Source organism: Aquamicrobium segne (assembly GCF_042656785.1).
Taxonomy (GTDB): domain Bacteria; phylum Pseudomonadota; class Alphaproteobacteria; order Rhizobiales; family Rhizobiaceae; genus Mesorhizobium; species Mesorhizobium segne.
On the sequence record NZ_JBHSLL010000012.1, the window covers coordinates 304,725 to 329,177 of the forward strand.

The 24,453-nt window shown below is 51.8% G+C and carries 20 protein-coding genes; 10 read left to right on the forward strand and 10 right to left on the reverse strand.

Going from position 1 to position 24,453, the window contains the following annotated elements:
* Nucleotides 1-107: 107 nt before the first annotated feature.
* Nucleotides 108-611 carry a DUF721 domain-containing protein gene (locus ACFPLB_RS04745; protein ID WP_378228194.1) on the reverse strand — a complete coding sequence of 168 codons (504 nt, stop codon included), beginning with the start codon at nt 609-611 and terminating at the stop codon, nt 108-110.
* Between the two features lie 60 nt (nt 612-671).
* On the opposite strand from ACFPLB_RS04745, the gene mutY reads away from it, so the two are divergent.
* Nucleotides 672-1,763 carry an A/G-specific adenine glycosylase gene (mutY, locus tag ACFPLB_RS04750; RefSeq protein WP_378228196.1) on the forward strand — a complete coding sequence of 364 codons (1,092 nt, stop codon included), beginning with the start codon at nt 672-674 and terminating at the stop codon, nt 1,761-1,763.
* An 18-nt stretch (nt 1,764-1,781) separates the two neighbouring features.
* Here mutY and ACFPLB_RS04755 read toward each other — a convergent pair whose 3' ends face one another.
* Nucleotides 1,782-2,915 (reverse strand): site-specific DNA-methyltransferase, encoded by a 1,134-nt coding sequence (locus tag ACFPLB_RS04755; protein WP_378228197.1) that lies wholly within the window; start codon nt 2,913-2,915, stop codon nt 1,782-1,784.
* Nucleotides 2,916-3,080: 165 nt separating this feature from the next.
* On the opposite strand from ACFPLB_RS04755, the gene ACFPLB_RS04760 reads away from it, so the two are divergent.
* Nucleotides 3,081-3,776 carry an HAD family hydrolase gene (locus ACFPLB_RS04760; protein ID WP_378228198.1) on the forward strand — a complete coding sequence of 232 codons (696 nt, stop codon included), beginning with the start codon at nt 3,081-3,083 and terminating at the stop codon, nt 3,774-3,776.
* A 22-nt stretch (nt 3,777-3,798) separates the two neighbouring features.
* Here ACFPLB_RS04760 and ACFPLB_RS04765 read toward each other — a convergent pair whose 3' ends face one another.
* The 8 genes from ACFPLB_RS04765 to ACFPLB_RS04800 form a co-directional block, all read right to left on the reverse strand.
* Nucleotides 3,799-4,284: a class I SAM-dependent methyltransferase gene (locus tag ACFPLB_RS04765; RefSeq protein ID WP_378228199.1), complete on the reverse strand. Its 486-nt coding sequence runs from the start codon at nt 4,282-4,284 to the stop codon at nt 3,799-3,801.
* Between the two features lie 21 nt (nt 4,285-4,305).
* Entirely contained in the window at nt 4,306-4,500 is a 195-nt protein-coding gene (locus ACFPLB_RS04770) for a hypothetical protein (protein WP_378228200.1), read from the reverse strand.
* A gap of 1 nt (nt 4,501) precedes the next feature.
* On the reverse strand, nt 4,502-5,578 hold the full coding sequence (locus tag ACFPLB_RS04775) for a CgeB family protein (protein WP_378228201.1): 1,077 nt from the start codon (nt 5,576-5,578) through the stop codon (nt 4,502-4,504).
* Complete coding sequence (locus ACFPLB_RS04780) at nt 5,547-6,398, reverse strand: FkbM family methyltransferase (protein WP_378228202.1); 852 nt, start codon at nt 6,396-6,398, stop codon at nt 5,547-5,549. Before ACFPLB_RS04780 ends, ACFPLB_RS04775 begins: the two co-directional genes overlap by 32 nt.
* A 65-nt stretch (nt 6,399-6,463) precedes the next feature.
* On the reverse strand, nt 6,464-7,789 hold the full coding sequence (locus ACFPLB_RS04785; protein ID WP_378228203.1) for a lipopolysaccharide biosynthesis protein: 1,326 nt from the start codon (nt 7,787-7,789) through the stop codon (nt 6,464-6,466).
* A gap of 56 nt (nt 7,790-7,845) precedes the next feature.
* A complete protein-coding gene (locus tag ACFPLB_RS04790; RefSeq protein WP_378228204.1) occupies nt 7,846-9,252 on the reverse strand; it encodes a mannose-1-phosphate guanylyltransferase/mannose-6-phosphate isomerase in 1,407 nt (468 codons plus the stop codon).
* A 27-nt stretch (nt 9,253-9,279) separates the two neighbouring features.
* Entirely contained in the window at nt 9,280-10,596 is a 1,317-nt protein-coding gene (locus ACFPLB_RS04795; RefSeq protein WP_378228205.1) for an exopolysaccharide biosynthesis polyprenyl glycosylphosphotransferase, read from the reverse strand.
* Between the two features lie 818 nt (nt 10,597-11,414).
* Nucleotides 11,415-12,728 carry a DUF2793 domain-containing protein gene (locus ACFPLB_RS04800; RefSeq protein ID WP_378228206.1) on the reverse strand — a complete coding sequence of 438 codons (1,314 nt, stop codon included), beginning with the start codon at nt 12,726-12,728 and terminating at the stop codon, nt 11,415-11,417.
* Nucleotides 12,729-12,811: 83 nt separating this feature from the next.
* On the opposite strand from ACFPLB_RS04800, the gene ACFPLB_RS04805 reads away from it, so the two are divergent.
* The 8 genes from ACFPLB_RS04805 to ACFPLB_RS04840 all read left to right on the forward strand — a co-directional run bounded on the left by ACFPLB_RS04805 (nt 12,812) and on the right by ACFPLB_RS04840 (nt 24,451).
* Nucleotides 12,812-14,335, forward strand: coding sequence for a hypothetical protein (locus ACFPLB_RS04805; RefSeq protein ID WP_378228207.1), 1,524 nt, complete (start codon nt 12,812-12,814; stop codon nt 14,333-14,335).
* Nucleotides 14,335-15,345 (forward strand): glycosyltransferase family 4 protein, encoded by a 1,011-nt coding sequence (locus ACFPLB_RS04810; protein ID WP_378228388.1) that lies wholly within the window; start codon nt 14,335-14,337, stop codon nt 15,343-15,345. Before ACFPLB_RS04805 ends, ACFPLB_RS04810 begins: the two co-directional genes overlap by 1 nt.
* A complete protein-coding gene (locus ACFPLB_RS04815; RefSeq protein WP_378228208.1) occupies nt 15,342-16,526 on the forward strand; it encodes a glycosyltransferase family 4 protein in 1,185 nt (394 codons plus the stop codon). The genes ACFPLB_RS04810 and ACFPLB_RS04815 overlap by 4 nt, the downstream gene beginning before the upstream one ends.
* The gene (locus ACFPLB_RS04820) at nt 16,527-18,650 is read left to right on the forward strand and encodes a bi-domain-containing oxidoreductase (RefSeq protein ID WP_378228209.1); all 2,124 of its coding nucleotides are present in this window, start codon (nt 16,527-16,529) and stop codon (nt 18,648-18,650) included.
* A complete protein-coding gene (locus tag ACFPLB_RS04825) occupies nt 18,647-20,470 on the forward strand; it encodes an acyltransferase family protein (RefSeq protein WP_378228210.1) in 1,824 nt (607 codons plus the stop codon). Before ACFPLB_RS04820 ends, ACFPLB_RS04825 begins: the two co-directional genes overlap by 4 nt.
* A complete protein-coding gene (gene wecB, locus ACFPLB_RS04830; protein ID WP_378228211.1) occupies nt 20,467-21,567 on the forward strand; it encodes a non-hydrolyzing UDP-N-acetylglucosamine 2-epimerase in 1,101 nt (366 codons plus the stop codon). Before ACFPLB_RS04825 ends, wecB begins: the two co-directional genes overlap by 4 nt.
* Nucleotides 21,568-21,689: 122 nt before the next feature.
* On the forward strand, nt 21,690-23,201 hold the full coding sequence (locus ACFPLB_RS04835; protein WP_378228212.1) for a heparinase II/III family protein: 1,512 nt from the start codon (nt 21,690-21,692) through the stop codon (nt 23,199-23,201).
* A gap of 17 nt (nt 23,202-23,218) precedes the next feature.
* Complete coding sequence (locus ACFPLB_RS04840) at nt 23,219-24,451, forward strand: glycosyltransferase family 4 protein (protein WP_378228213.1); 1,233 nt, start codon at nt 23,219-23,221, stop codon at nt 24,449-24,451.
* Nucleotides 24,452-24,453: the final 2 nt, after the last annotated feature.

The window sequence follows — 24,453 nt, forward strand, 5'->3', positions numbered from 1 at the left end:
GTATCAATAGCTATAAAAACCACACTTGTGGCGAATTAAGGCATTGGTGCTGCCAATCCAACCTTCAAGCCACTTCTATTCAATCACAAAAGCGCGATGAGGCTGTCTCAACCCTGCTTTTTGCTGCCAAGCACCGATGTTCCCAGCCGCTCCAAAGATGCACGCAGGCCCTCATCGTCAATTGTATCGACACGGTGGGCAAGCCTTGTCTTTTCGGCCTCCGACAAAGCCCGCAACACCGGCTTCTTGCGCTGTGTCTGGTGAAAAACCGGTTTTTGCACGATCTGGATACGCCCGATGGCTGCAAAGCCGAGAAAGGCATTGACCCGGGACATGATTTCGCTGCTTTGGTGCTGAATATGAAGGGCGGCCAGCCCTTCACAGGCAATGATCAGCACTGCCGGTTCAAACGGGTCTTCTTCATTCAGGCGGCGTGGCCAGCGAATTTTTTCTGGTCGGCAGCCAAAAGCCAGCCGCTCGCCGACAATTTCTTCCCATGACTGGATCAGCCCCACCGATATGCCGGCGCGTTTGCGCAACAACGGATCAAGGATACCGGTTGCCAGATCGCTGACCGGGACGGGATTGCCCTTGAAGGGTTTCCCTGCCATGTGCGTATTCCAGCGACGTTTCATCAATATCCAGACACCAAAAGCTGAAGTTTCCGATCAATGGCACTACAGGATAAAAGCCGCAAGCCTGGCATCGCAACCCGTCTTTTGAACTGGTATGATCTCCATCATCGCGATTTGCCATGGCGCATCGGCCCTGCCGATCTTGCGCAGGGTAAATGGCCCGACCCTTATCGCGTGTGGCTTTCCGAAATTATGCTGCAACAAACCACGGTTGAAGCGGTCAAATCCTATTTTACCACTTTCACCAAGCGCTGGCCCGATATTTTTGCTCTGGCAGCCGCTTCCCAGAACGATATCATGAAGGCATGGGCCGGGCTTGGCTATTATTCGCGCGCCCGTAACCTGAAAGCCTGTGCCGATCTTATCGCAGCACAAGGCGGGATTTTTCCCGATACCGACAAAACCCTGCGCGCTCTGCCCGGCATTGGCCCTTATACGGCTGGCGCGATTGCCGCCATTGCCTTTAATCGCCCCGCAGCGGTGGTGGACGGCAATGTCGAGCGGGTTATTTCAAGGCTTTATCGCATTCAGACAGCCTTGCCGCAGGCTAAGCCGCAAATCCGTATTCTGGTGGAGCAATTGGTGCCAGCAGCGCGCCCCGGCGATTTTGCGCAAGCCATGATGGATCTGGGCGCAACCATCTGCACCCCGCGCCGCCCCAAATGTATGCTGTGTCCGCTATCTCAGGATTGCACAGCTTTGGTGGCGGGTGATCCCGAGCTTTATCCGGTCAAATTGCCAAAGCCTGAAAAGCCCTTGCGCCGCGGGGCAGCTTTTGTTGTCAGCCGCGCTGATGGTGCGGTGCTGCTGCGCCAGCGCCCGTCCAAAGGTCTGCTTGGCGGCATGAGTGAAGTGCCAACCACCAACTGGACGGCGCGCCAGGATGGAAAAACCTCACTGGAAGCGGCTCCCTTTTCAGCGCAATGGGAAAAAACCGGGCAGATCACCCATGTCTTTACTCATTTTAGGCTGAAACTGGATATTTACCACACCCGCTTTGACGGTGCAGCCCCTGCCGACCATTTCTGGTCTGTACCCGGTCGTCTTCATGATGAAGCCCTGCCCACCGTTATGAAAAAAGCGATCGAAGCCGCTCTTCCGGGCGCAACAAAACGCAAGCAGAACTGACAGTATCAAAAATGTACGTCAGGCTCCGGCCTTTTCCATGCCAAGGCGAGCAATCCGGCGTAACTCGTCAATCGGGGTCAGCCCGCCAGCGCGCTCATAATGCCAGAAGGTCCAGCCATTGCAGGCATCAAACCCCTGAACATGGGCTCCCATCTTGTGGATCGAGCCTGCCTCATCGCCAATTGACAAAGTGCCATCGGCGCGCACTCTGGCCGACCAGCGCCGCTTTGCATCCCAAAGCATGGCGCCGGCCTTGATCAGCCCCGTATCGACCAGGCTGCCAAAGGCGACGCGCGGCAAGGCGCGCTTGCCGGTCAAAACAGTCAGTTCGGCTGTCCCCAGCGGCTTGACCGCCTCAATGCGCTCCAAAGCGGCATCAATATAATTCTGCTCACGCTCAATGCCGACAAAATGACGGCCAAGACGCTTGGCCACCGCCCCCGTCGTTCCTGAGCCGAAGAATGGATCAAGCACCACGTCCCCCGGCTTGCTTGAGGCCAGCATAATGCGCGCCAGCAGCGCTTCCGGCTTCTGGGTCGGATGCAGCTTGTCACCCTTGTCATCCTTCAGCCGCTCATGCCCGGTGCAGATCGGAAACAGCCAGTCGGAGCGCATCTGCACATCTTCATTGGCAGCCTTCATGGCTTCATAATTGAAAGTATAGCCCTTGGCCTTTTCATCACGCGATGCCCAGATCATCGTCTCATGTGCATTCTGAAAACGGCGGCCCCGGAAATTCGGCATCGGATTGGTCTTGCGCCAGACAATATCGTTGAGAATCCAGAAGCCGAGATCCTGCAACTTGGCCCCGACCCGGAAAATATTATGATAGGAGCCGATCACCCAGATGGTGCCATTGGGTTTTAACACCCGGCGCGCCGCCAAAAGCCAGGCGCGGGTAAAGGCGTCATAGGCTTCAAAACTGTCAAACTGATCCCATGCGTCGTCTACCGCATCGACCTTGGACTGGTCCGGCCGGTGCAGATCGCCGTTCAACTGGAGATTATAGGGAGGGTCAGCAAAAATAATATCGACAGAAGCGTCGGGAAGCCGGTTCATCGCCGCCACGCAATCGCCCTTGAGGATCGTATTCAGCCAATTGGGCCCGGAGGCAGCATTGGAAAACCCGTCAGGGCGACGTAATGCAGACATTTTAAACACCCAGGATGCGCGTTACTGTTTACTGGTTGTTATGGTTACCCAACAGCGTAAATAATCCGTGAAGACCAATCTGCTGTTTGCCCCGCCGCACAGCTTGATGTATCCCCTGATCGCCGCTTGCCGGCATTTCTCCCACTTCAAATCGGATCAAGCCTCATGGAAAAGCCAGACCTCATTATTTTTGATTGCGACGGCGTTCTGGTCGATTCCGAAATCATTGCCGCACGCATCGAGGCCGATCTCTTAACCAGTGCCGGTTTTGAAATCACAGCAGAGCAATTGGCGCAGACCTATGCGGGCCTGACCTTCAAGGATATTCTGCTGCGCATCGAGGAAATTTCCGGTCTGCCTTTCAAGGCCACGCTGATCGATGAGGCTGAGGCTTTGGTCGAGCGCAAGCTCAAGCAGGATGTGCGCGCCATTGAAGGTGTGCGCGAAGCCATTTTACAGGTCGCCCACTGGCCCTGTTACATCTGCTCCAACTCAAGCACACAGCTTATCCGCGCCATGCTGGAAAAGACAGGCATCCTGCCACTGTTTCAAGGGGAGATCTTTTCCGCACGTGACCTGCCCGACGGCCGCCCCAAGCCTGCTCCCGACGTTTTTTTACATGCGGTGCGTGAATTTGGCGCTGACCCGGCGCGCTGCTTTGTGGTTGAGGATTCCGTGCATGGGGTGACGGGCGCCCGCGCGGCTGGAATGCGCGTCATCGGCTTTACCGGGGGTGCGCACAGCTATCCCGGCCATGCCGATGCACTGACGGAAGCGGGAGCTGAAACCGTCATCCGCCGCTGGGCAGATTTCAAGGGCGTACTGGACGCATTGCTTTCCTGGTCGGAAGATAGGCCTTAGCCATCCATTTTGCGCAGCCTGATCACCACCACGGCATCATAAGGAAAACGGGTTGTATAGATAAGTTAAAACAGGCAGAAATGACGTCACGCAGAAAATGACGTACCAGACGGACGAGAAAAACAACCGGCGTTCGTCCTCTGGCCCTGAACTGGTGGTCATATCGGACAATCTCAAAGCGGCTCTTCTGAATCAATTGTTCAAAAACACTGCGCGAAAGACAAGAGCGATGCGTTGGGTCGCCATGTTGCGGAGCCAGCCCGAACGGGCTTTGAGCATTGGGAAAACGCAGCAGTAAATGGCCCCCCGGCTTCAACATCTCCTCGCATGCCTGTAAACGTGTCACGATCTCATCCAGCGAGAAATGCTCAAACACATCAAAGGCGACAATCGTGTCAAAGCGGCTGCTATGCCTGTCTGCAATCTGCTCGAAATCTGCATCAAGAAGCTCAATACCGCGCTCGGCTGCAGCAGCAAGAAGCGCAGGGTTGATCTCGGTTGCTGCCACTTGCGCCCCGCAGTCAACAGCTCATTGCAGAAAATCACCCGAACCAAAACCGATTTCCAGGATTTCACCGCCGGCGATGGCAAGGCCGCGAGTCTCGCCGGCAAAATAATCAGCCTTGTCTGGCGTATAGCAAAAAAGGTTGCTCCAGCCTTTCCATGCTTCATAGCCGGAATAAAACCCGGGTGCAGTTTCGGTAGATAATCTGCTTTTGTCCATATTATGTCGTCCACTGCTTCGTAGCTACAATATCCGCCATCAGCTTTGCCCGTGCGGCATAACTATAGGCTGGCACGCAGCGCGCATAGGCACGTTCAATCATTTGCGCACGAAGCTCGGGACGCGCAAGGTAGAAGCGGACTTTATCAGCCAATTCCTCGGGTGTTGAAAACACATCAATCTCTTCGCCCGGTTTGAAAAACTCGCGCACTTCATCATTGTCGATATGCAGCATAAAGCCCTTGCAGGCGGGAATTTCAAAGGTGCGTGTGGAAACGAGGTCCTCCCATCCGGATGCAGTTGGTCCAAAATGGATGGCGATGTTGATACGCGCGGTCTGGATTGCTCTGGCATAGGCAACACCCATTTGCGCTCCCGGCATCCCGCACCGCGCCAGCACTCCTGCTGATCCATGCCTGGCCCAGCGATTGCCAACAATCTCAACCGAAATTTCTTCCGGTAAAATAGCCAGTGTTTCTTCAAGCCAACGTTGCTTGTAAGGCGAATGATTTCCTGAATAGAGCAGATCAATGTGGTAACTCTCTTCAGAAGTACAGTCGAATACAGGTCGGTGAACGCTACTGGAATAGCCGTGCGGAACATATGTAACATGCTCGCTTCCAAGCATGTTTTCGAGATATTCAAGTTGAAAGGTTTTGGTCGTAATGAACAGATCATATTCGTTAAAACTCTCAACCGAGACACCCCGGTGATTAAAGGCAACATCAGGGTAATACATCATCGTGCACACCCCGAGCGCCCTGATTTGCCGCAAGAGGTCAGGGGTAATGCCAATACCTTTAACGGTCAGAAAAACATCAGGCTTCAGCACCCGGCAGTTTTCAAGAATTCTGTTCTGGTAATTTTTTACCATATTCTTGCCAAATACGCGGGCAGCAAGCCGCAAGCCCAGATGGCGGCCGGGATTAATTTGAAAGTCCCTATTGTCAATTTCCTGCACTGCCCAGCCCAGTGTTCTGAAGCCGTTGGCCAGCCCGTTCTCCGTTGCTCCCGACCAAAATGAGCCAGCAAAGATCATAACCGGATTACGCTGCATGATGGACCTTGGTACGGCCATCAATTCGTTCCTTTGCCCATTTTGGAATTGCGACAAAATCACTTGATCCAGTTTCTTCTACCTTAACTAATGAGCCATCGTTTCTTATCCGCCTGTATTCATAATCCCCGCCACTTTGTTCAGATAAAAGAAAAATACATTTTTCAAGACCTTTGATATCGAGTGCTTCAAAAACGATAATAGGCCGGTCATTTCGGTGCAATGTCGCTACCGCACCAGAAAATACGCTGGGCTCGTAGCCTTCAACATCCACCTTGATAAATTGTGGATAGCCATATGAGGCACATAGATTATCCAAACTGGAGATAGTAACTCGCAGTTTTTGAGCTCCGGCAATGGGGATAAAGCTGGCACGATCCAGCGAAGGGGGCACATAGAATTCGAGTTGACCTTCCGCTTTCGATACACCCAGGTTCAGGAGAGTTATATTGGCTTTTTCTCCAAGCGAGCGTGAAAGTAAGGCAAATGAACGAGGTGAGGGTTCAACTGCAATAACACGACCATCTGAACCGACAATGTGAGAAAACAATGCTGTCGTATATCCGATATTTGCACCAATATCGAACACAAGATCACCAGGGCGCAGCAGGCTCGTGCATAACAAGTCAAATCCAGCTTGATGAGGAATATTGCCTGTTCGATAGAGAGAGGTGAATACGCTTTCCCTCAAATCACCTCTCAGACAGAGTGGAATATTCTTCAAGGGAAGAAATAAATCCTGCAAGGCAGGGTCGCGTTCAGCTGCAAACTTCAATATACGAAAATACCCTCTGGGGATTAATTTTGCTACAAACAGGCAAATCCGGCTGGTTGGCTTCATGGCAAATAGAGACCCCTTATTTTCTTATAGATTTAAAACATGTCGCAATCTTTCGGATTTTCTCCTTATTCTTTAAATACTTGTTTTGGAGACGAGAAGCCCGCCACTGCCCGACGCGCCAGGGTCGAGGCAAAAAGAAGCTGAATGCCAAATCCCGCCGACACCGAGAGTGCAGCGCCTGTTAACCCCCATAAAAAGATTGCCGGAACCATAACCGCAACTCCCAGAAGTCCGCCACTTGCTGCAAGAAGAAGAACGGCTTTTGTATCGTCAAAGGCATAGCAAAACCGGGTATAAACAGTTGCTATATTGTATAAGGCATAACCAAATGCGATCCATGGCATTAGCCCTGTCGCTAAACGATATTGCTCAGCCAACAGAAGGTGTCCCACCCAATCACTCAATAATATAAAGCAGATGACACCAAATGCAGCACCGGCCCCGGTAAGCAGTAGCCATATTCTTTTTGTACGTGTAACCAGCTTGCGATCTCCCGCTGCGACCGCATTTTGAAGGACCGGACGCATGGTCAGTTCCACCACGCCACTCAACATGAGGAACGGTCGGCTGGCGAGACCATAGGCAGCGGCATAAAGCCCCGCGTCCTGCAAACTCAACAGACCAGCAATGATATAGCGATCCCCTACACCGCTCAACCAGCCAAAGATGGCAAGCGGTGCAAGTGGCAGCGCATAGCGCCTGATCGAAAGGGCCAGTTTCTTATTAAAGTCTTCATCTGCGTCCAAAGGCGCATGAGGGCCGCTGGCGCCTTCCAGCCGCATCCAGAGATGCATAGCCAGAACCACGGCGGCTGAACCGGCAATATAACCGGCAAGTGCAGCCTCGGCGCTGGAACCGAAGATCAGAACACAGATAATTGCCATCAATGGCCGGGACCAGGCATCAGCCACATAGATCACCGAAGCGGCACGCTGACGACGTGCGGCATTGAACAGGGACAGTTCAAGTGAGCGCAAGCAATCGATGTAAAGCAACGCCGCCACCAGAAGCCCCATATACCACGCACTGCCGATCCATGTGCCGGCAAGCAGCCAAAACGCAGCAAGGATTACACAAGCAAGTGTTAACAAAGGCATGATAAGCTGAATGCCGACTTTGCGCAGGCTTTCGATGCGCCCTGTCCGCGCAGCATCAGGATAATAACGAATGAGTGCCTGAAGTTTTGGAGTTGCCGTAAGCCCCAGCGCCAATGCCGCCACACCGACCAGCAGCGTCAGTCGGCCAAATTCCTCCGGCGCGAGAAGTTCGGTCATGATGCGAATGGAAACCAGGGCTGCAATGGCGCTGAGGGCCTGCCCGAGAACCACCCATGCCCCCTCGCGCGCAATGCGCCGACCCAGCACACCAGTAGACAACCGCGCCATCACCATGCAACAGAACAGGACAGATAATTTAACAAGGCAAAATTCACTTAAATACCTGCACCCTATTCCGACTGGCGGTTATACACATCTTCCAGTCGCACAATGTCATCTTCACCCAGATAGTCGCCGGTCTGCACCTCGATCAGCACAACCGGCTCAGTGCCTCGATTGGCAAGACGGTGAACCGCGCCAAGCGGCACATAAACAGACTGGCCGGGAAAAATGGTGCGCAATTCTGCATCAATCGTCACCTCGGCTGCACCGCGCACCACCACCCAGTGTTCGGCGCGATGCTTATGCTTTTGCAATGACAAAACCCCGCCAGGATTCACAACAATACGCTTCACCTGATAGCCATCGTCCATGTCAAGGCGCTCATAATTGCCCCATGGCCGGAATATCTGGATACCTTCCAGCGCTTCGATACGCGCCTCTTGCTGAAGATGGTTCACCAGACGTTTCACGTCTTCCGCACAAGATTTCGGCGCCACAAGCAGGCAGTCGCGGGTTGAAACCACAACCATATCCTCAACGCCGATCAGCGTGGTCAGTTTTCCTTGTGAATAAACGAGATTGTCACGGCCATCGAGAATGGTGGCGTCACCGACAATTGCATTGCCCTGTGCATCGCGGGGAAGAACTTGTGAGATCGCATCCCAGCTTCCAATATCCGACCAGTGATAATCAACCGGCAGCACAGCAGCATGTCCGGTTTTTTCCATCACCGCATAGTCAACGGAAATTGATGGCGCGCTTTCAAAGGCGGACCCAAGCCGGAGAAAGTCAAGATCGGTCACGGCCTCTTCATGCGCCAGTTGCACCGCTTTCAAGATCTCCGGTTGCAGCTTTTCAAGCTCTTCCAGAAAAGATGCTGCACGAAACAGAAAATTGCCACTGTTCCATAGATAGTTGTCAGCCAGATATTCTGCGGCCTGTTCAGGTCCCGGTTTTTCAACGAAACGCGCCACGCAACGCGCCCTGTTCAACGGTTTGCCCGGCAGAATATAGCCATAGGAGGTTGCGGGACGATCAGGTTTTACACCAAATGTAATGAGATGGCCGGTGGCGGCATCCTCCAGCCCTTGCGCCACCGCTTTTCTGAAAGCTGTTTTGTCGGGAATACGATGGTCGGCTGCCAGCACCAGAACAACCGCATCGGCGGAGCGCTTGAGTGCCTGAAGACAGCCAGCAGCAATAGCTGCACAGGAATTGCGCGCTACAGGCTCCAGCAAAATATCGGCATCAACGCCGATTGCCTGCATATCTTCGGCAAGAAGAAAGCGGTGGCTGTCGGCCCCGACAATGATTGGACGGGGATCAAAAATATCTGACTGACACCGCAAGACTGTGTCCTGAAACAGCGAGTGTTCACCGCCGAAATTCAGAAATTGTTTGGGCTTGGTTGCGCGTGAAAGCGGCCACAGCCTTGTTCCTGAACCACCACTTAGAACCAGAGGAATAATTTTCATTGGCGCACTCGTAAATGATCCATCTTCTCATCGGGCTCCAAATCCGGTCAGCATGATGCACATGGTTCGCATGACGATAACCAGATCAAGCCAGGGTGAGAAATTCTTGATATAATAAAAATCGTAATGCAGTTTTTCGTGCACGTCATCGACAGCCGTCACGTGCCCCTGATTGACCTGCGCCCAACCCGTGATACCCGGTCGCACAATGTGACGATAGGCATAGAAGGCCAGTTCATTCTCATACCAGCGTGACAGCGCCATGGCTTCAGGGCGCGGTCCGATCCAGCTCATCTCGCCTCGCAATATATTGATGAGTTGCGGCAATTCATCGAGCCGACTGCGCCGCAAAACACGGCCGATGCGCGTAATGCGCGGATCGCCTTTTTGCGTCATGGCCGTTTCTCTACTTGCGTGCTGGCTGTGTGTTTCATGGTGCATGGTGCGAAATTTATAGACTGTAAACACACGCCCCCGATAACCGACACGCTCTTGACGAAACAGTGCAGGGCCAGCCGTTTCCAGGCGAACAAGCAGGGCAACAAGCAGTAAGAGAGGCGCCAATGCGATCAGCGCAATCAGTGCCGCCAGCCAGTCGGCTGCCTGCTTGACCTTGATATAGGTCTGGTTTGGGTTCAGTGAGCCCAGCGTATTTTCAGACAGATGTTCAATCTCGACACGGCCGGTCAGCGATTCCAGTATCTGCTTCACATGATAGACCGGGACGCCCGACAAAACACATCCGGTGATAAATCTTTGCCAGTTTTCGGGCAGGTCAGCCCGCAGATCTGCGACCACTCCCTGTACGCTTGCTGAATTCGTTGAACTCGAAGCAGAGTCCAACTCGGGAGTTTGCAACATATGCCAAACCGCATTGTCGACCTTTTCAAGCCGGTCGATGGCGCCAAAAGGAACCAGGGCCAACCGGTTCACTTCCTGTCGGACGACTATCATCCCAAGGCTGAAATACCACAGGATCGACAACAGGAAGGAGGTTGCTGCCTGAAAGCGGCTATAGTCAAGTCGCAGGAAAAAGATGGCGACAAACACCAGCCCGTAACCCAGCAGGAAGGCAGGCAAGATAGTGCTGAAATTTGCAACCCCGGGGAATGATCCCAAACGCCGATAGATCATATAGCCCAATATATGAGCAATAATCACTCCGGTGATGGTCACCTGAATGTTGATCGAGAATAAAACCCTTGGCTCCAGCATCATGCGCGCCAGCAATGGCGCACCGATTGCCAAAAGCAATCCACCCGCCAGTTGATAGCGTATGCGCAATAATGGATGGCGCCTGCTTCTGGCCGTGTCAGGTTTCGAAATCGAAAAAATACGGCTCATTTTTCCGGTCTCCCCAAACCGCGCAACAAACCTTGCAGACTGCCGTCCCTCAAACACGACACACCATGCATGACGTGTCCTCGATTGTGAGATCACTTCCTGTTTTTCACAAATCAGATGGAATGATCTAGCCTCTTGTTTCAGTTGCATTTATGCCAAGTCAGATGGTTCTGTCTGACGCGGCATAAATGCTTCAAATTCTGGTTTTTATGCATGTCTTTATCTCGAAACTGGTTCTCAAATCTCGAGAGACAGGCTTTGGAGCGCACAGGAAAACTGCCGCTCAGGAATTTTACAAGGATGGAATACGCCCCCGCACATCAAGGTTGATCAGCCTGTCGGTCTGTCGAAAGCAGTGTGCGTTCAATTAAATGCATAGCACTCTCATTTGTTTGGCCGCATTATTCTTGTGTCAGGTGCAATTATCTGACTGCAAAATACTCTGGCAAATAGCCCGCTTATCAACCCCGCCGTAATTATTTACAAGTAGCCTTAGGTTGAAATCAATGCAATCCCCGTCGTCTGCGTGTATAAAATCTTCAAGGTGGCAGTTTTCACCCGTTTTATCCTGTTCGTATCGTTTGTTTCCCGTCATGCACTCCGTGGCCAGCAGAGAAACTTATAAAACAGACATCAGCCGATTTGGAAATCCTGAATGTCGATTGCTCCCAGAGCGCCGTGCGTCCAGCAGGATGCACGGCGCTCTAAAGCCTGTCTCTTGAGACTTGAGAACCGGTTTCGAGATAAAGACATGCGTAAAAGCAAAGGCTTAAAGCGGGTCGTGTGAATTTGAGAAATTGCGACACGCTCTAAAATTGTCAACTCACCACAGCTTTATCCGCAATTCGACGCCAGTCTGTTCCGTCGGAAAAGGCAAGGGTTGCGCCGCCGGTCTCGTCAGACACAAAAACAATTGCGCCAGCACCAGTCGTTGAAGCCGATGGCAGTGTGGCAACCAGGTAAGAGCCGACTTTGGCAAAGCCTGCTGTCGAGATCGAACCGATCGTGGAGAGGTTTCCACCGTGATCGAGTTCCATTAGGGCAGGGCTGGCAAAGCTTCCGGTTTTCCAGAAGAATTTTGCCTGTCCGTTCTCGACCGCAGTCTGTTCCAGCCCAAACCAGCCGCCGGTACTGAATGAATAACCATTGACACCATTCCAGGCATGAGAGCGAAAGAACATATTGGGCTTTGTCAGCGGGTGTGCCGCTGTTGCATAGCCAGAACCATTTTCACCGATGCGCAGACCTTTGGCGCCAGCGGCATAATCGGCTGCCTGTGTCATGATCTGAATGGTCTCACCACGAATACCGTTGCCGCCAGAGATGCTGAAGCTGTATGTGCCGCTCAGGTTGAGGATGAGAGAGCGGCTCAGATAATGATGAAAATTGGTGCCGTCGAACAGGGCTCGCCACAGGCTGTTGCCTTCAGCATCATCGAAACGCAGAAGATTTTGTCCGTTGATTGGAGCCTTTGTATGAAGCACGGCCTGCGGTTTGCCCACGCCCACGCCCAGTCGTCCGGTTTCCCGGTCTACCGACAGCGCTGTTGTCCATGCCTCTCCGTCTGATGAAACCTTGATTGAAAAATCATCATTGCCAGCCAGACCCATCTCGGCGCGCCCGGAAAAGTCGGTTTGAAACAGAAGTGAGCCTGTGTCTGTTGCTGTGGCCTTGTTGAGCTTGAGGTGATGATCGGCACCGTCATGGCTCAAAAGTGTCGCGTCGGCAGCAATGGCAAGCCGGTTGAGCGTATCGGCCGTCGTGTTGATGCCAAGCAAGGGCATGTTTTGCGGGTCGAAGACAGGCTTCCAGCCTTCGTCGTTAAAAACCAGAAGCGTGCTTTCTGCGGCATCCCAGATTATCCAGCCTTCGTGTGGCTGGTGGAAAGACCAGTTGCCGTCCTGAAAAACAGCAATGGCGCCGGGATGATTGGCGAAAGACCCTGTCGGCTCCGCACCCAAAGCATGGCGTTGCCCCTCGGCAGGATCGAGTGGCGGGTCGTTGCGATCCCGGTCCTCCACGCTGATATGCAAAATTGCATCGAGCATACGCAATGCCTCATTGTGCGTAACATGCTTCTGTGCTTGTGAAGGCATGATATAGGGGAGATTGAGCAGAGCGGTTTCTTCCATCGGGGGCGTCCTTCCTTGACGTATTTTCAGTGTGCCAAGTATATTTCGATCCAAGGGGACGGGGATAAATCGGGGTACGCTCAATGGCACGGATGATGATACGGCACCCATATTCAGGTCGACCTGTTGCGTCATCGGATGCAGCAGCTATTGCAATTTCTGCCATGCGGCGACCAGGCCCTTCCAATGTGACCATGGTGCTTGCAGTGTTAACTGTACTGCTAGGGTATTTTTTCTTTTACTTTATAGGCGAGCCAATTGTTTTTTATGGAGGCTGTGCATTTCTAACAGGGGTCTGCGGCTACCATGCGCTATCAAGTTTATTTTTCGGAGAACTGAATATTGGTGCGGTTATTTCATCGCAGACAATGCTTTGGCATGCATTGCCATTTAGCTATATAGTTTTATTTGGATATGAGAATTATATACATGAAATTTCTGAATTGTATAATGCAGAATCTCTTGTTATTGTTGTTATTATATCATTAATTACTTATTTTTATTTTAATAAATTTGGGAAATCAATTTCCATTCAAGGTATCTTAATCAAATGGAGAGATTACGTCCCTGTTATACTGCCGATATTGATGATGCAAATCTATCTTATAGCGTCAGGTAGCAGGGGGTATGCAAGCGTTGTGGGTATCGGATCAGAGATAGGGGGGGAACGCGAAGCTACGCTGCTTTATCAATTTACCACTGGCCTTTCGCCGGCTCTTATGCCGATGTGTGCAGTTGCGCTTGCTGCAATATTTCGTGGACGACCTGCGCAGCGTAATATTATATCTGTTTCTTTTTTCTTATTTGTACTTGCTGTCCAGTTTCTCTGGTGGACTACCGCTGGAAGGCGCTCCATGACGATAATAGCGCTGATCTCGGCTGTGTCATTTTTTGCAATTTATTATAGAAGTCAATTGAATGGGAGAAGAGTTTTCATAATTGCAGCTCTCGTTCTTGCTGCAATCCCTATACTTTGGTTTTTATGGGAGGGGTATTATCTTCTTCGTATCGCAACCGATGTCAGCCGGGGTGCCGAGAATTTATCCATCCTGAACTTAGGGAGAGCAAGAGAACTATCTGTCAATTCTAATGTGGAGGGACAATTTGTCGAAAATATTATAAGACGCCCCTTCCTTATATTAACATCTTTATCGATTGTAAGGGAAGCAACTAATGGAGTATTATGGGGATGGAACATAATTTCTCAAGCTCTTTTAACTATTCCATCAGTTTTATTTCCAAATAAATTTGAATTTATTGGTCCAGTTTTAGAAAACCTATGGTATTTTGAACTTGGAGTTCCCTTAAATGATTGGACAAATACAATGTTTGTTGAGGGATATATAGATTTTTATATATTTGGCTTTCCAATCTATGTTTATATAATATATATTTTATTTATTTTAATTATTAAAATATCTATATATTCTGGATATACGGCTATCGTATTTTTTTCATACTTCAATTTGTCATTCTCAATATTAAGTGTTGAGACGACGACTAATGCTTTATTTGTTTGTATTCGCTCGACTTTATTTGTGATTTTCGTAGCTCTTTTTGTGAGATTCCTCCAGAGGGGGCGGTGGATGGGGCGCCAATTTTCGTGATGACACGCATCACCCATTTTATGCGCCACCCACGTCCGAACGTATTCAGTATTGAACGTTTATATGAAGATGTGCGTGGCGCAATGCCGGAAGACTGTCAGGTGAGTGTCTGGACCTGTCGTCATCCATCCACAGGGCTATGGCCACGGCTGAAGGATATTTGGGCTGCCCGAAAGGCGCAAGGTGATGTCAATCATGTCACGGGTGATGTGCATTATCTGACTTATCTGCTCGATTCCCGGAAAACCGTACTGACTGTTCATGATCTTGTGCTGCTTGGTCGTCTGCGCGGTCTCCAGCGCTGGCTTGTCTGGCTGCTCTGGTACTGGTTGCCGGTTAAGCGTAGCCGGGCTGTGGTGACGATTTCCGAGGCGACCCGCTCCGCCTTGCTTGCCAGTGTGCGTTGCGATCCTGCTAAGGTTCATGTGATCCATAACCCGGTCTCGGATGAATTTCAGCCGACGCCGCATTGTTTTAATGCAAAAAAACCGCGCATTCTTCAGATTGGAACGGGGTGGAATAAAAATCTGGAGCGTGTGGCAGAAGCGCTGGAAGGGATTTCCTGCCAGCTGGTGGTGATCGGCTCCTTGTCCGATAAGCAGGTCGAGGCTCTGCACCATTATAAAATCGACTATGAAAACCATGTCGGCCTGTCGCGAGAGGCGCTGGTGGCGCAATATGTTGACGCTGACATACTGATTTTTGTTTCGACCTTTGAAGGCTTTGGCCTGCCGATTGTCGAGGCGCAGGCTGTTGGCCGGCCGGTGATAACAAGTGCTTTGTCGCCCATGCCTGAGGTGGCGGGTGAGGGAGCCTGTCTGGCCGATCCTTTTGATGTGGCCAGCATTCGGGCTGCTGTGTTGGAGGTGATTGAAGACGAAAATTACAGAATTGGCCTTGCTGAGTCTGGCTTGCGCAATGTTGAGCAGTTTCGTACTCACGCTGTGGGTGAAAAATATGCTGAACTTTACCGCAAGATCGCTGAAAAGTCAGGAAGGCGTTACCTTTGAGTATCTCTGAGCCGATGCAGCGTCGTCCTGTAATTCTTGCTTTTGTGAGATATTATCTACCCGGTTACAAGTCTGGTGGACCTTTGCGTACGATTTCCAACATGGTTGAAGCATTGGGTGACGAGTTTGATTTTCGGATTGTCACCTCTGACCGTGATGCGACCGACACCCAGCCCTATTCTGATTTTGTCGAGGATATGTGGAAAAAAGTGGGCAAGGCAAGTGTGCTTTATCTTTCCCCTGCACAAAAAGGGGTGCGGGCAATTGCCAGAATATTACGTGAAACGCCGCATGATGTTCTTTATCTCAACAGCTTTTTTGACCCTGACTTTACGCTAAAGCCATTGTTGGCCCGCCGGTTTGGCTTTGCGCTAAAGACGCGCTGTGTGATTGCACCGCGTGGGGAGTTTTCCGAAGGTGCGCTGAGGCTCAAATCGCTCAAGAAAAAGACCTTTCTGCTGGCTGCGGGTATGGTGGGGCTATATCGTGATCTGGAGTGGCAGGCCTCAAGCGAGCATGAGGAAAAAGACATTTGCCGCATTATGGGCTCGACTGCCAATCATATAACAGTTGCAATTGATCTGCCTGACATTGCCATGCGTGAAGTGCCGTCCTTTGCTCCACGGGCCGAGAATGAGCCGTTACGTATTGTTTTCCTGTCCCGTATCTCGCCGATGAAAAACCTCAATTATGCGTTGGAGGTTTTAAAGCAGGTTGGTGCTCCTGTTCGATTTGATATTTATGGTCCCGTTAGAGAGGTTTCCTACTGGGAGCAATGCAAGAGAATAATAAAGCAGCTTCCTGCACACATAAATGCCAATTACTGTGGAAGCATAGAGCATGAGAAGGTGCCCTTTTTCCTGGCGCAATATGATTTGTTCTTTCTGCCTACCCTTGGTGAAAATTACGGCCATGTTATCCTTGAGGCGCTTACTGCCGGGGTTCCGGTTCTGATTGCAGATACGACGCCCTGGCGTAACCTTTCTGAAGTTGGAGCAGGTTGGGATTTGCCACTGGAGCGTCCTGACGAGTTTGCTGACAAGATTATCCTGATGGCGCAGTTGACTGTAACTGAGCAAATACAAATGAGGGAACGGGTGGCAAGTTTTGCGGAAATACGCAGGAGAGATCCAGCAAGTGTGGATGCGAACCGGGAATTGTTCATGCCGGTATTGTCTTAAATGAAACAAATTCTCCAATCGCTTAAAACCGGGGTCACTGAAGTTGCCGAGGTGCCATGCCCCACGGTCGGGCAAGGGCAGCTACTGATCCGCACTGCCCGCACGCTGGTTTCGGCCGGAACAGAGCGGATGCTGGTCGATTTCGGCAAGGCTGGTCTTCTTGGCAAGGCGCGCCAGCAGCCCGACAAGGTGCGCCAGGTGATCGACAAGATCAAAACCGATGGTTTGGCGCCCACGCTGGAGGCCGTTTTCAACAAGCTCGACCAGCCTTTGCCGCTTGGCTATTGCAATGTTGGAACTGTGCTGGAGACGGGTCGCGGCGTTAGTGGTTTTGCCCCCGGAGAGCGGGTCATCTCCAATGGTAAACATGCGCAGGCGGTCGTTGTTCCGGTCAATCTTTGCGCCAAAGTTCCCGATGCTGTGACCGATGATGAAGCTGCTTTTACCGTTCTGGCAGCCATTGCCCTTCAAGGCATAAGGCTGGTTCAGCCAACACTTGGCGAGGCCATTGTTGTCACGGGGCTGGGGCTGGTCGGCATCATGACCGTACAGCTTCTTCGGGCGCATGGCTGCCGGGTTCTGGGACTGGATTTTGATCCTGCCCGCTTGAAACTGGCGCAACATTTTGGCGCTGAAACTGTCGATCTTTCGAGCGGGGCCGACCCTGTCGCCATCGCACAAATCTTTTCGCGCGGGCGTGGCGTTGATGGTGTCATCATCACGGCTTCAACCAAAAGCAATGAACCGGTGCATCAGGCGGCGCTGATGTGCCGCAAGCGTGGCCGCATCGTGCTGGTTGGCGTCACCGGACTTGAATTGTCGCGGGCTGATTTTTATGAAAAAGAGCTGACCTTTCAGGTGTCGTGCTCTTATGGGCCGGGTCGCTATGATCCCGACTATGAAGAAAAAGGCCAGGATTATCCGGTCGGTTTTGTGCGCTGGACCGAGCAGCGAAATTTTGAGGCCGTTCTTGATATGATGGCCGATGGCAGGCTGGATGTGAAGCCGCTTGTCTCGCACCGCTTTGCGCTGGCTGAGGCTGCAAAGGCCTATGAGCTTGTTGCCGGAAAAGAAGCCTCGCTTGGTATTCTTCTTGAGTATCCGCCACCACAGGCTGTTCCCGTTGAAGTGCTGACGCAGCGCATGGTGGCGCTTGCGCCGCCCGTGCAGGTGACGGCCAAGGTGGGGGTTGGTCTCATCGGCTCAGGCAATTATGCAACAGCAGTGCTGATCCCCGCTTTCAAGGCAGCCGGGGCGCGTCTGGTGAGTGTGGCCTCTTCTGCCGGTGTCAGCGGCGTTCATGCCGGGCGTAAATTCGGCTTTGAAAAGACCACGACCGATGTGGACGCTCTATTGGCTGATCCTGATATTGATGCTGTGGTCATTGCCACCCGCCATGACAGCCATGCCGATCTTGTCTGCCGGGCGCTGGGAGCGCGAAAACATGTCTTTGTGGAAAAGCCGCTGGCGCTGACACAAGATGAAATTGCCCGCATCGAGGTTGCGCGAGACAATGCCATTGCCAGCGGGTTTCAGCCGCTGCTCATGGTGGGTTTCAACCGCCGTTTTGCACCACAGGTGCAAAAGATCAAAAACCTGCTTGGCAGTGCATCTGGCCCGAAATCCTTTGTTATGATGGTGAATGCAGGGGCTATTCCCGCCACGCACTGGACGCAGGATCTGGCGGTCGGGGGTGGCCGGATTATTGGTGAAGCCTGTCATTTCATTGATCTTTTGCGGTTTCTTGCCGACGCACCCATTGTCTCTCATCACGTGAGGGTGATGGAGGCTGTGGCAGGGGACACAGCAATCATTACGCTTTCCTTTGCCGATGGATCGATTGGCAGTGTGCATTATTTTGCCAATGGCAGCAAATCTTACCCCAAGGAGCGGCTGGAGGTTTTTTCCGATGGGCGCATCCTGCAACTGAATAATTTCCGTCGCATGAAAGGTTTTGGCTGGCCCGGTTTTCGCAAGCTGAACCTGTGGCGGCAGGATAAGGGCCAGAAGGCTTGTGCTGTGGCTTTCGTGCAAGCGCTGGAGAAGGGGACGAACTGTCCGGTTCCCCTGGATGAGTTGTTGAATGTGAGTCGGGTCAGTATCGAGGCACAGCACTTATCATGAGCAACCATGCTGCTGCATTTGGGAATGTTAGTCTTACCGTAAGTAACGACATGAGAAAAGGACAGGATCGGACAGCTATCTCCTATCGAAAGGATATTGATGGGCTTCGCGCTGTCGCCGTGATTGCCGTAATCGTCTTTCATCTTGGATTGGCGCCGGCGGGATATCTGGGCGTGGATATCTTTTTCGTGATTAGTGGCTATCTGATTACGAGTATTATCATCAAAGACGTGGCTTGCGGGGAATTTTCCTTTGCGTATTTTTACGAAAGAAGAGCGCGTAGGATCATTCCACTTGCCTTGGTCGCCAGTCTTGTCGCCATGGTTGCAAGCGCACTGCTGATGCTTCCAGATGATTTGGAAAATCTTGCTCAATCTGTTGTTGCAACGAATATATTCTCAAACAATATCCTCCAGGCAACCACGACAAGAAATTACTGGGATGTCGTTAACGAATATAAACCCCTGATGCATACGTGGAGCTTGGGGATTGAGGAGCAATTTTATATTTTTTGGCCGTTTGCAATAATTGCTGCTTTTGCATTGTCTGTAAAATGGAAGTACCTGATGCTGTACACAATTTGTGCAGTATCCTTTATTCTGTTTCTTTCCCCGTTTTCGCAGAGTGATAAGTTTTATTATCTTCCGTTCAGGTTGTTTGAGCTTGCGGCAGGAGGTCTGGTCGCTATGGCGCATATGCAGGGAACGGAAAAATTCATCTGGGGACAGGCCGGGCTGCCTATACTGGTTGTACTTTTATTTTTAGGGCAGGGGCTGCCGGGCGAGGCTCTTGTGATCCTTACAGTAGGCGCTACATGTATGATCATGGCTGCCAGCAGTGGGGGGTGGTATTCCCGGATTCTGGAAAACAGAGTTTTCGTATATCTTGGGCTCATAAGCTTCAGCCTGTACATGTGGCATCAGATTGTTTTTTCTCTGTTCAGATATTCATTTGTCGAGGATCTTGTAGGGGTTGCAGCCATAGCCGCCGTCGCCATTACACTGGCTCTATCTGTGCTTTCCTATACCTATATCGAACGTGTTTTCAGAGATCGAAAGAAAATCTCACTTCGGATGCTGTGTACGACGATGGTTGGGTTGTTTCTTGTCGGGACAAGCAGTGCACTGTTGATTTACAGTCAAGGAGGAGTAATCCGCGATGTACCGGAACTTGGTTTGAAAGTAGGCCAGGGCATACCGGGCGTCCACGCCCGCTATAATCACAGGGTTAATGACCTCAACCGGGATTTTTCAACAGACAAGGCAAAAATTCTGGTGGTCGGCAATAGTTTTGCCCGCGATTGGGCAAATATCTTGCTGAGCACTGAATGGGCAAAGCAGATCGAGATTTCCTATGCGCCAGAACTTCTGGGGCAGTCGAGTGCGATGAAGCGTGCCAAGCAGGCTGATTTAATCTTCTGGTCTGAAGCACCCTTGGATCAGATGTTGCAAATGGAAAAAACGCTCCAGGAAAAAATATATGTAGTTGGCACAAAAAATTTTGGGCGCAGTGCAGGGATTTTCTATAATTATTCTGGCGATAACTATTTTCAGCAGCGAGTAAAGCCCGGTCCGGAATGGCTCCAACTCAATCATGATCTGCGTGCTTCATATGATGATCGATACGTGGACTTGATGGCACCGCTGCTCGATGAAGATGATACAGTTCCGGTTTTTACACCTGATGGTCGGTTCATCAGTCAAGATTGCCGACATCTTACCATTGCGGGCGCCGAATATCTGGGGCGGGTTCTGGAACAGAGGATCGATGTGATTTTCACAAATTTCAGACTGCAGCGTCCGCAAGGAGCGCGCTTATGAACAATCCACTGATTGACATCATTGCCGGGGCGCGGCCGAATTTCATGAAAATTGCTCCCATCATCCATGCGCTGGAGGCACAAAAACAGGCGGGCGGGTCTTTGCGCTACCGGCTGGTGCATACCGGCCAGCATTATGATGCGCGCATGTCAGGCGATTTTTTTGCCCAGCTTGGAATTCCTGCCCCTGATGTCAATCTGGAAGCAGGGTCGGGGACGCAGGCCCAGCAGACAGCGGCAATCATGGTTCGCTATGAAAAGCTGCTTTTAGAAAACCCCAGCCATCTTTGCCTGGTGGTCGGCGATGTCACCTCGACCATGGCCTGTGCCATTGCTGCGCAGAAGCTGCATATTCCCGTTGCCCATGTTGAGGCCGGTATCCGCTCCGGCGACTGGACCATGCCGGAGGAAATCAACCGCATGGTGACAGATGCCATTACCAACTGGTTTTTTACCACCAGCCAGATGGCTTCCGATAATCTGCAACGCAATGGGGTGGATAAAGAGCGCATTTTCTTTGTTGGCAATACGATGATCGACACGCTGCTTGCCAATATGGGCAGGCTGCGTCCACCGCCATTTTGGGATGAATTGGAGCTCAAGCCGGGTAATTATTTCGTGGTGACGCTGCACAGGCCCTCCAATGTCGATGCCCTGGCGTCGTTTGAACACTTGCTGAAAGCGATCGGCGAGGGCACTCAAGAGCTTCCTGTGGTGTTTCCGGTTCATCCGCGTACAGCCGGAACGCTTAAGGCCATGCCCGGCCTGCCGGCTTCTATTTATTTTGTTGAGCCGCAGCCCTATCTGGAATTCAACTGGCTGGTGAAAAATGCAAAGGCGGTGATTACGGATTCTGGCGGCATTACCGAAGAAACAACGGTGATGGGCATTCCCTGCATGACCTTGCGCAACAGCACCGAGCGGCCAGAAACGGTGAGTGTCGGCACGAATAAAATTCTGGGAACCGACCCTGCCGCCTTGTCGGAGGCGCTTGAACGCCTGTTTGCCGGAAAATGGAAAAAAGGCAGCATTCCTGAAAAATGGGATGGCCGGGCTGGCGAAAGGATTGTTGGTGAACTTGAAAGATTGCTGGTTTGAAACGGCGCATCAGGCAGGCTTGCCTGTTCTGGCATACCATTCGCCATTTGAAGCCGGTTCAAATCAGCGGGCGGTTGCGGTTTCATCTTTATCGCCCGAAACCGGATTTACGTGCAGCACCCTTGCAGCGAAAAAATGGCGTATGGACAGCACCGGCGCGGCGGCGCCCAAGCCAGACTGGTCCGGACAGTTTTTGCTTTCTCAACCGGAATGGCGATCTTTCCGCCGGTTGGGACAATCCTGATCTTGATAAATTATGGTGCTATAATCTTCATTATTTCGATGATTTAAATGCCGAAGGGGCGCAAGCGCGGGTGCAATGGCATCTTGCGCTTATTGACCGCTGGATGAAGGAAAACCCGCCTGCCAGCGGCAGCGGGTGGGAGCCTTACCCCACATCGCTGCGGATTGTGAATTGGGTAAAATGGGCGCTTGCTGGCAATGTATTTTCAGAAGGGGCTGTCCAAAGTCTGGCTGTGCAGGCCCGGTGGTTGATGCGACGGCTGGAATATCATCTGCTTGGCAATCATCTTTTTGCAAATGCCAAGGCTCTGGTTTTTGCCGGCTGTTTTTTTGCAGGTGAGGAGGCTGAAAACTGGCTTTCCACGGGACTCAACATATTGGCGCACGAGGTGCCTGAACAGATCCTTGCCGATGGTGGCCATTTTGAGCTTAGCACCCTCTATCACGCGCTGGCGCTGGAAGACATGCTCGATCTTGTCAATGTCATGCGCAGCGCTGACCTGTCTGTGCCGGTTTTATGGGAAAACAAAATTTCAGACATGCGCCATTGGCTGGCCGCCATGTGCCATCCGGATGGTGAAATTTCCTTCTTTAATGATGCTGCTATCGGCATTGCGCCTTCACCGGAGGAGCTTGAACATTATGCAGTCAGGCTTGATTTTCCGGCTCATGCGGGCATTTTTGATGCCTGCACATGGTTGAAGGACAGTGGCTATGTCCGGCTCCAGAACGACCGGGCTGTGCTGCTGATTGATGTGGCGCGGATCGGGCCGGATTATCTTCCGGGCCATGCTCATGCCGATACGCTGTCCTTTGAACTTTCACTGGATGGGCAGCGCATCATCGTCAATTCGGGTACGTCAGTCTATGGAACTGGCCCGGAGCGCCAGCGTCAGCGGGGAACAACTGCGCATAATACGGTGGTTGTGGCGGACGAGAATTCGTCGGAAGTGTGGTCGGGTTTCAGGGTGGCAAGGCGGGCGCGCCCGCGTGATCTTTCAATAGAGCGGGAAAATGACAGCTATATTGTTGCTTGCGCTCATGATGGGTATCGGCGTCTGGAAGGTGGGCCGCTCCACCGTCGGCACTGGGCTTTTGGCGAGAAAGAATTTGTCGTTTCCGATTTCGTGAGTGGTGTTGGTCATCGGGCCAGGGCCGCATTTCATTTCCATCCGCACTGCAGGCTGACACTTGCACAAGATGGTCAGTCAGGTTTTGTTTTTGCAGGTCAGGACAAGGTTTTGCATTGGCAGCTTCGTACTGGCACGGCTCATCTGGAAAACGCCTCCTGGCATCCAGAGTTCGGGTGTTGTGAGCCAACACAAAGACTGGTCGTCACTCTTGTTGAAGGTCGCAGCATTATTGTGTTTGGTTGGGTATCTGACCGATAAGGGCAGGGGGGTGCCAGATGCATATTCTTTTTCTGACAGACAATTTTCCGCCGGAAGTAAATGCCCCGGCCAGCCGCACATTTGAACATTGTCAGGAGTGGGTGAAAGCTGGCCATCAGGTGACAGTTATCACCTGTGCGCCCAATTTCCCGGCGGGAAAATTATTTGATGGATATAAGAACTGGCTTTATGCGCGTGAAACCATGACCGGGATCAATGTGGTGCGGGTGTGGAGTTATATCTCCGCAAATGAAGGCTTTTTGCGCCGTACGCTTGATTATGTCAGCTTCATGTTCAGCGCGATACCTGCCAGTCTTGCGGTGAAACGGCCTGATGTGGTGATCGCCACCTCGCCACAGTTTTTTACAGCTTGCGCAGGCTATGTGGTCAGTCGCTTGCGGCGCATTCCTTTTATATTTGAGTTGCGCGACCTGTGGCCGGAATCCATCCGGGCGGTTGGCGCCATGAAGGGGGCGCGCCTGTTAAGCGCGCTGGAGGCGCTTGAATTGTTCCTTTACCGCAAGGCGGCGATGATTGTGCCCGTCACGCATTCCTTCAAGGCAAATCTTGAGCGGCGGGGGATTGATCCATCTAAACTTCATGTTGTTACCAACGGTGTCGATCTTGACCGGTTTGCTCCGCTGGAAAAGGATGATGAATTGCTGGAGCAGCTTGGTTTGCGTGGCAAGTTTGTCGCTGGTTATATTGGCACACATGGCCTTGCCCATGCACTCGACACCCTGCTGGAAACGGCTGTTTTGCTGCGTGATGAAGGGCGCACAGACATCCATTTTCTGTTTTTGGGAGGTGGAGCTGCAAAGGCAGCGCTGCGCGAAAAGGCTGCGGCGCTGAAGCTCGATACTGTCACCTTTGTAGAATCTGTGCCTAAATCGCAGGTGGTGCGCTATTGGTCATTGCTGGATGCCTCGATCATTCATCTGCGCAAGACCGATCTGTTTACTACGGTCATACCCTCAAAGCTGTTTGAAAGCATGGCAATGGGCATCCCGGTGCTGCTTGGCGTTCGTGGAGAATCCGCGGAAATTGTCAAAAAGCAACAGGCCGGGCTGACATTTGAACCTGAAAATGCAGAGGAACTGCGCAGCCACCTTGTCCATCTGGCTGAAAATGATGAATTCAGGGCGCGGTTGAGGGGCAATGCCATTGAGGGGGCAAAAGAATATGACAGGAAATATCTGGCGGATCAGATGCTTCGACTGATCAAAAACCTGTACACTGCAAAAGAGTAAAG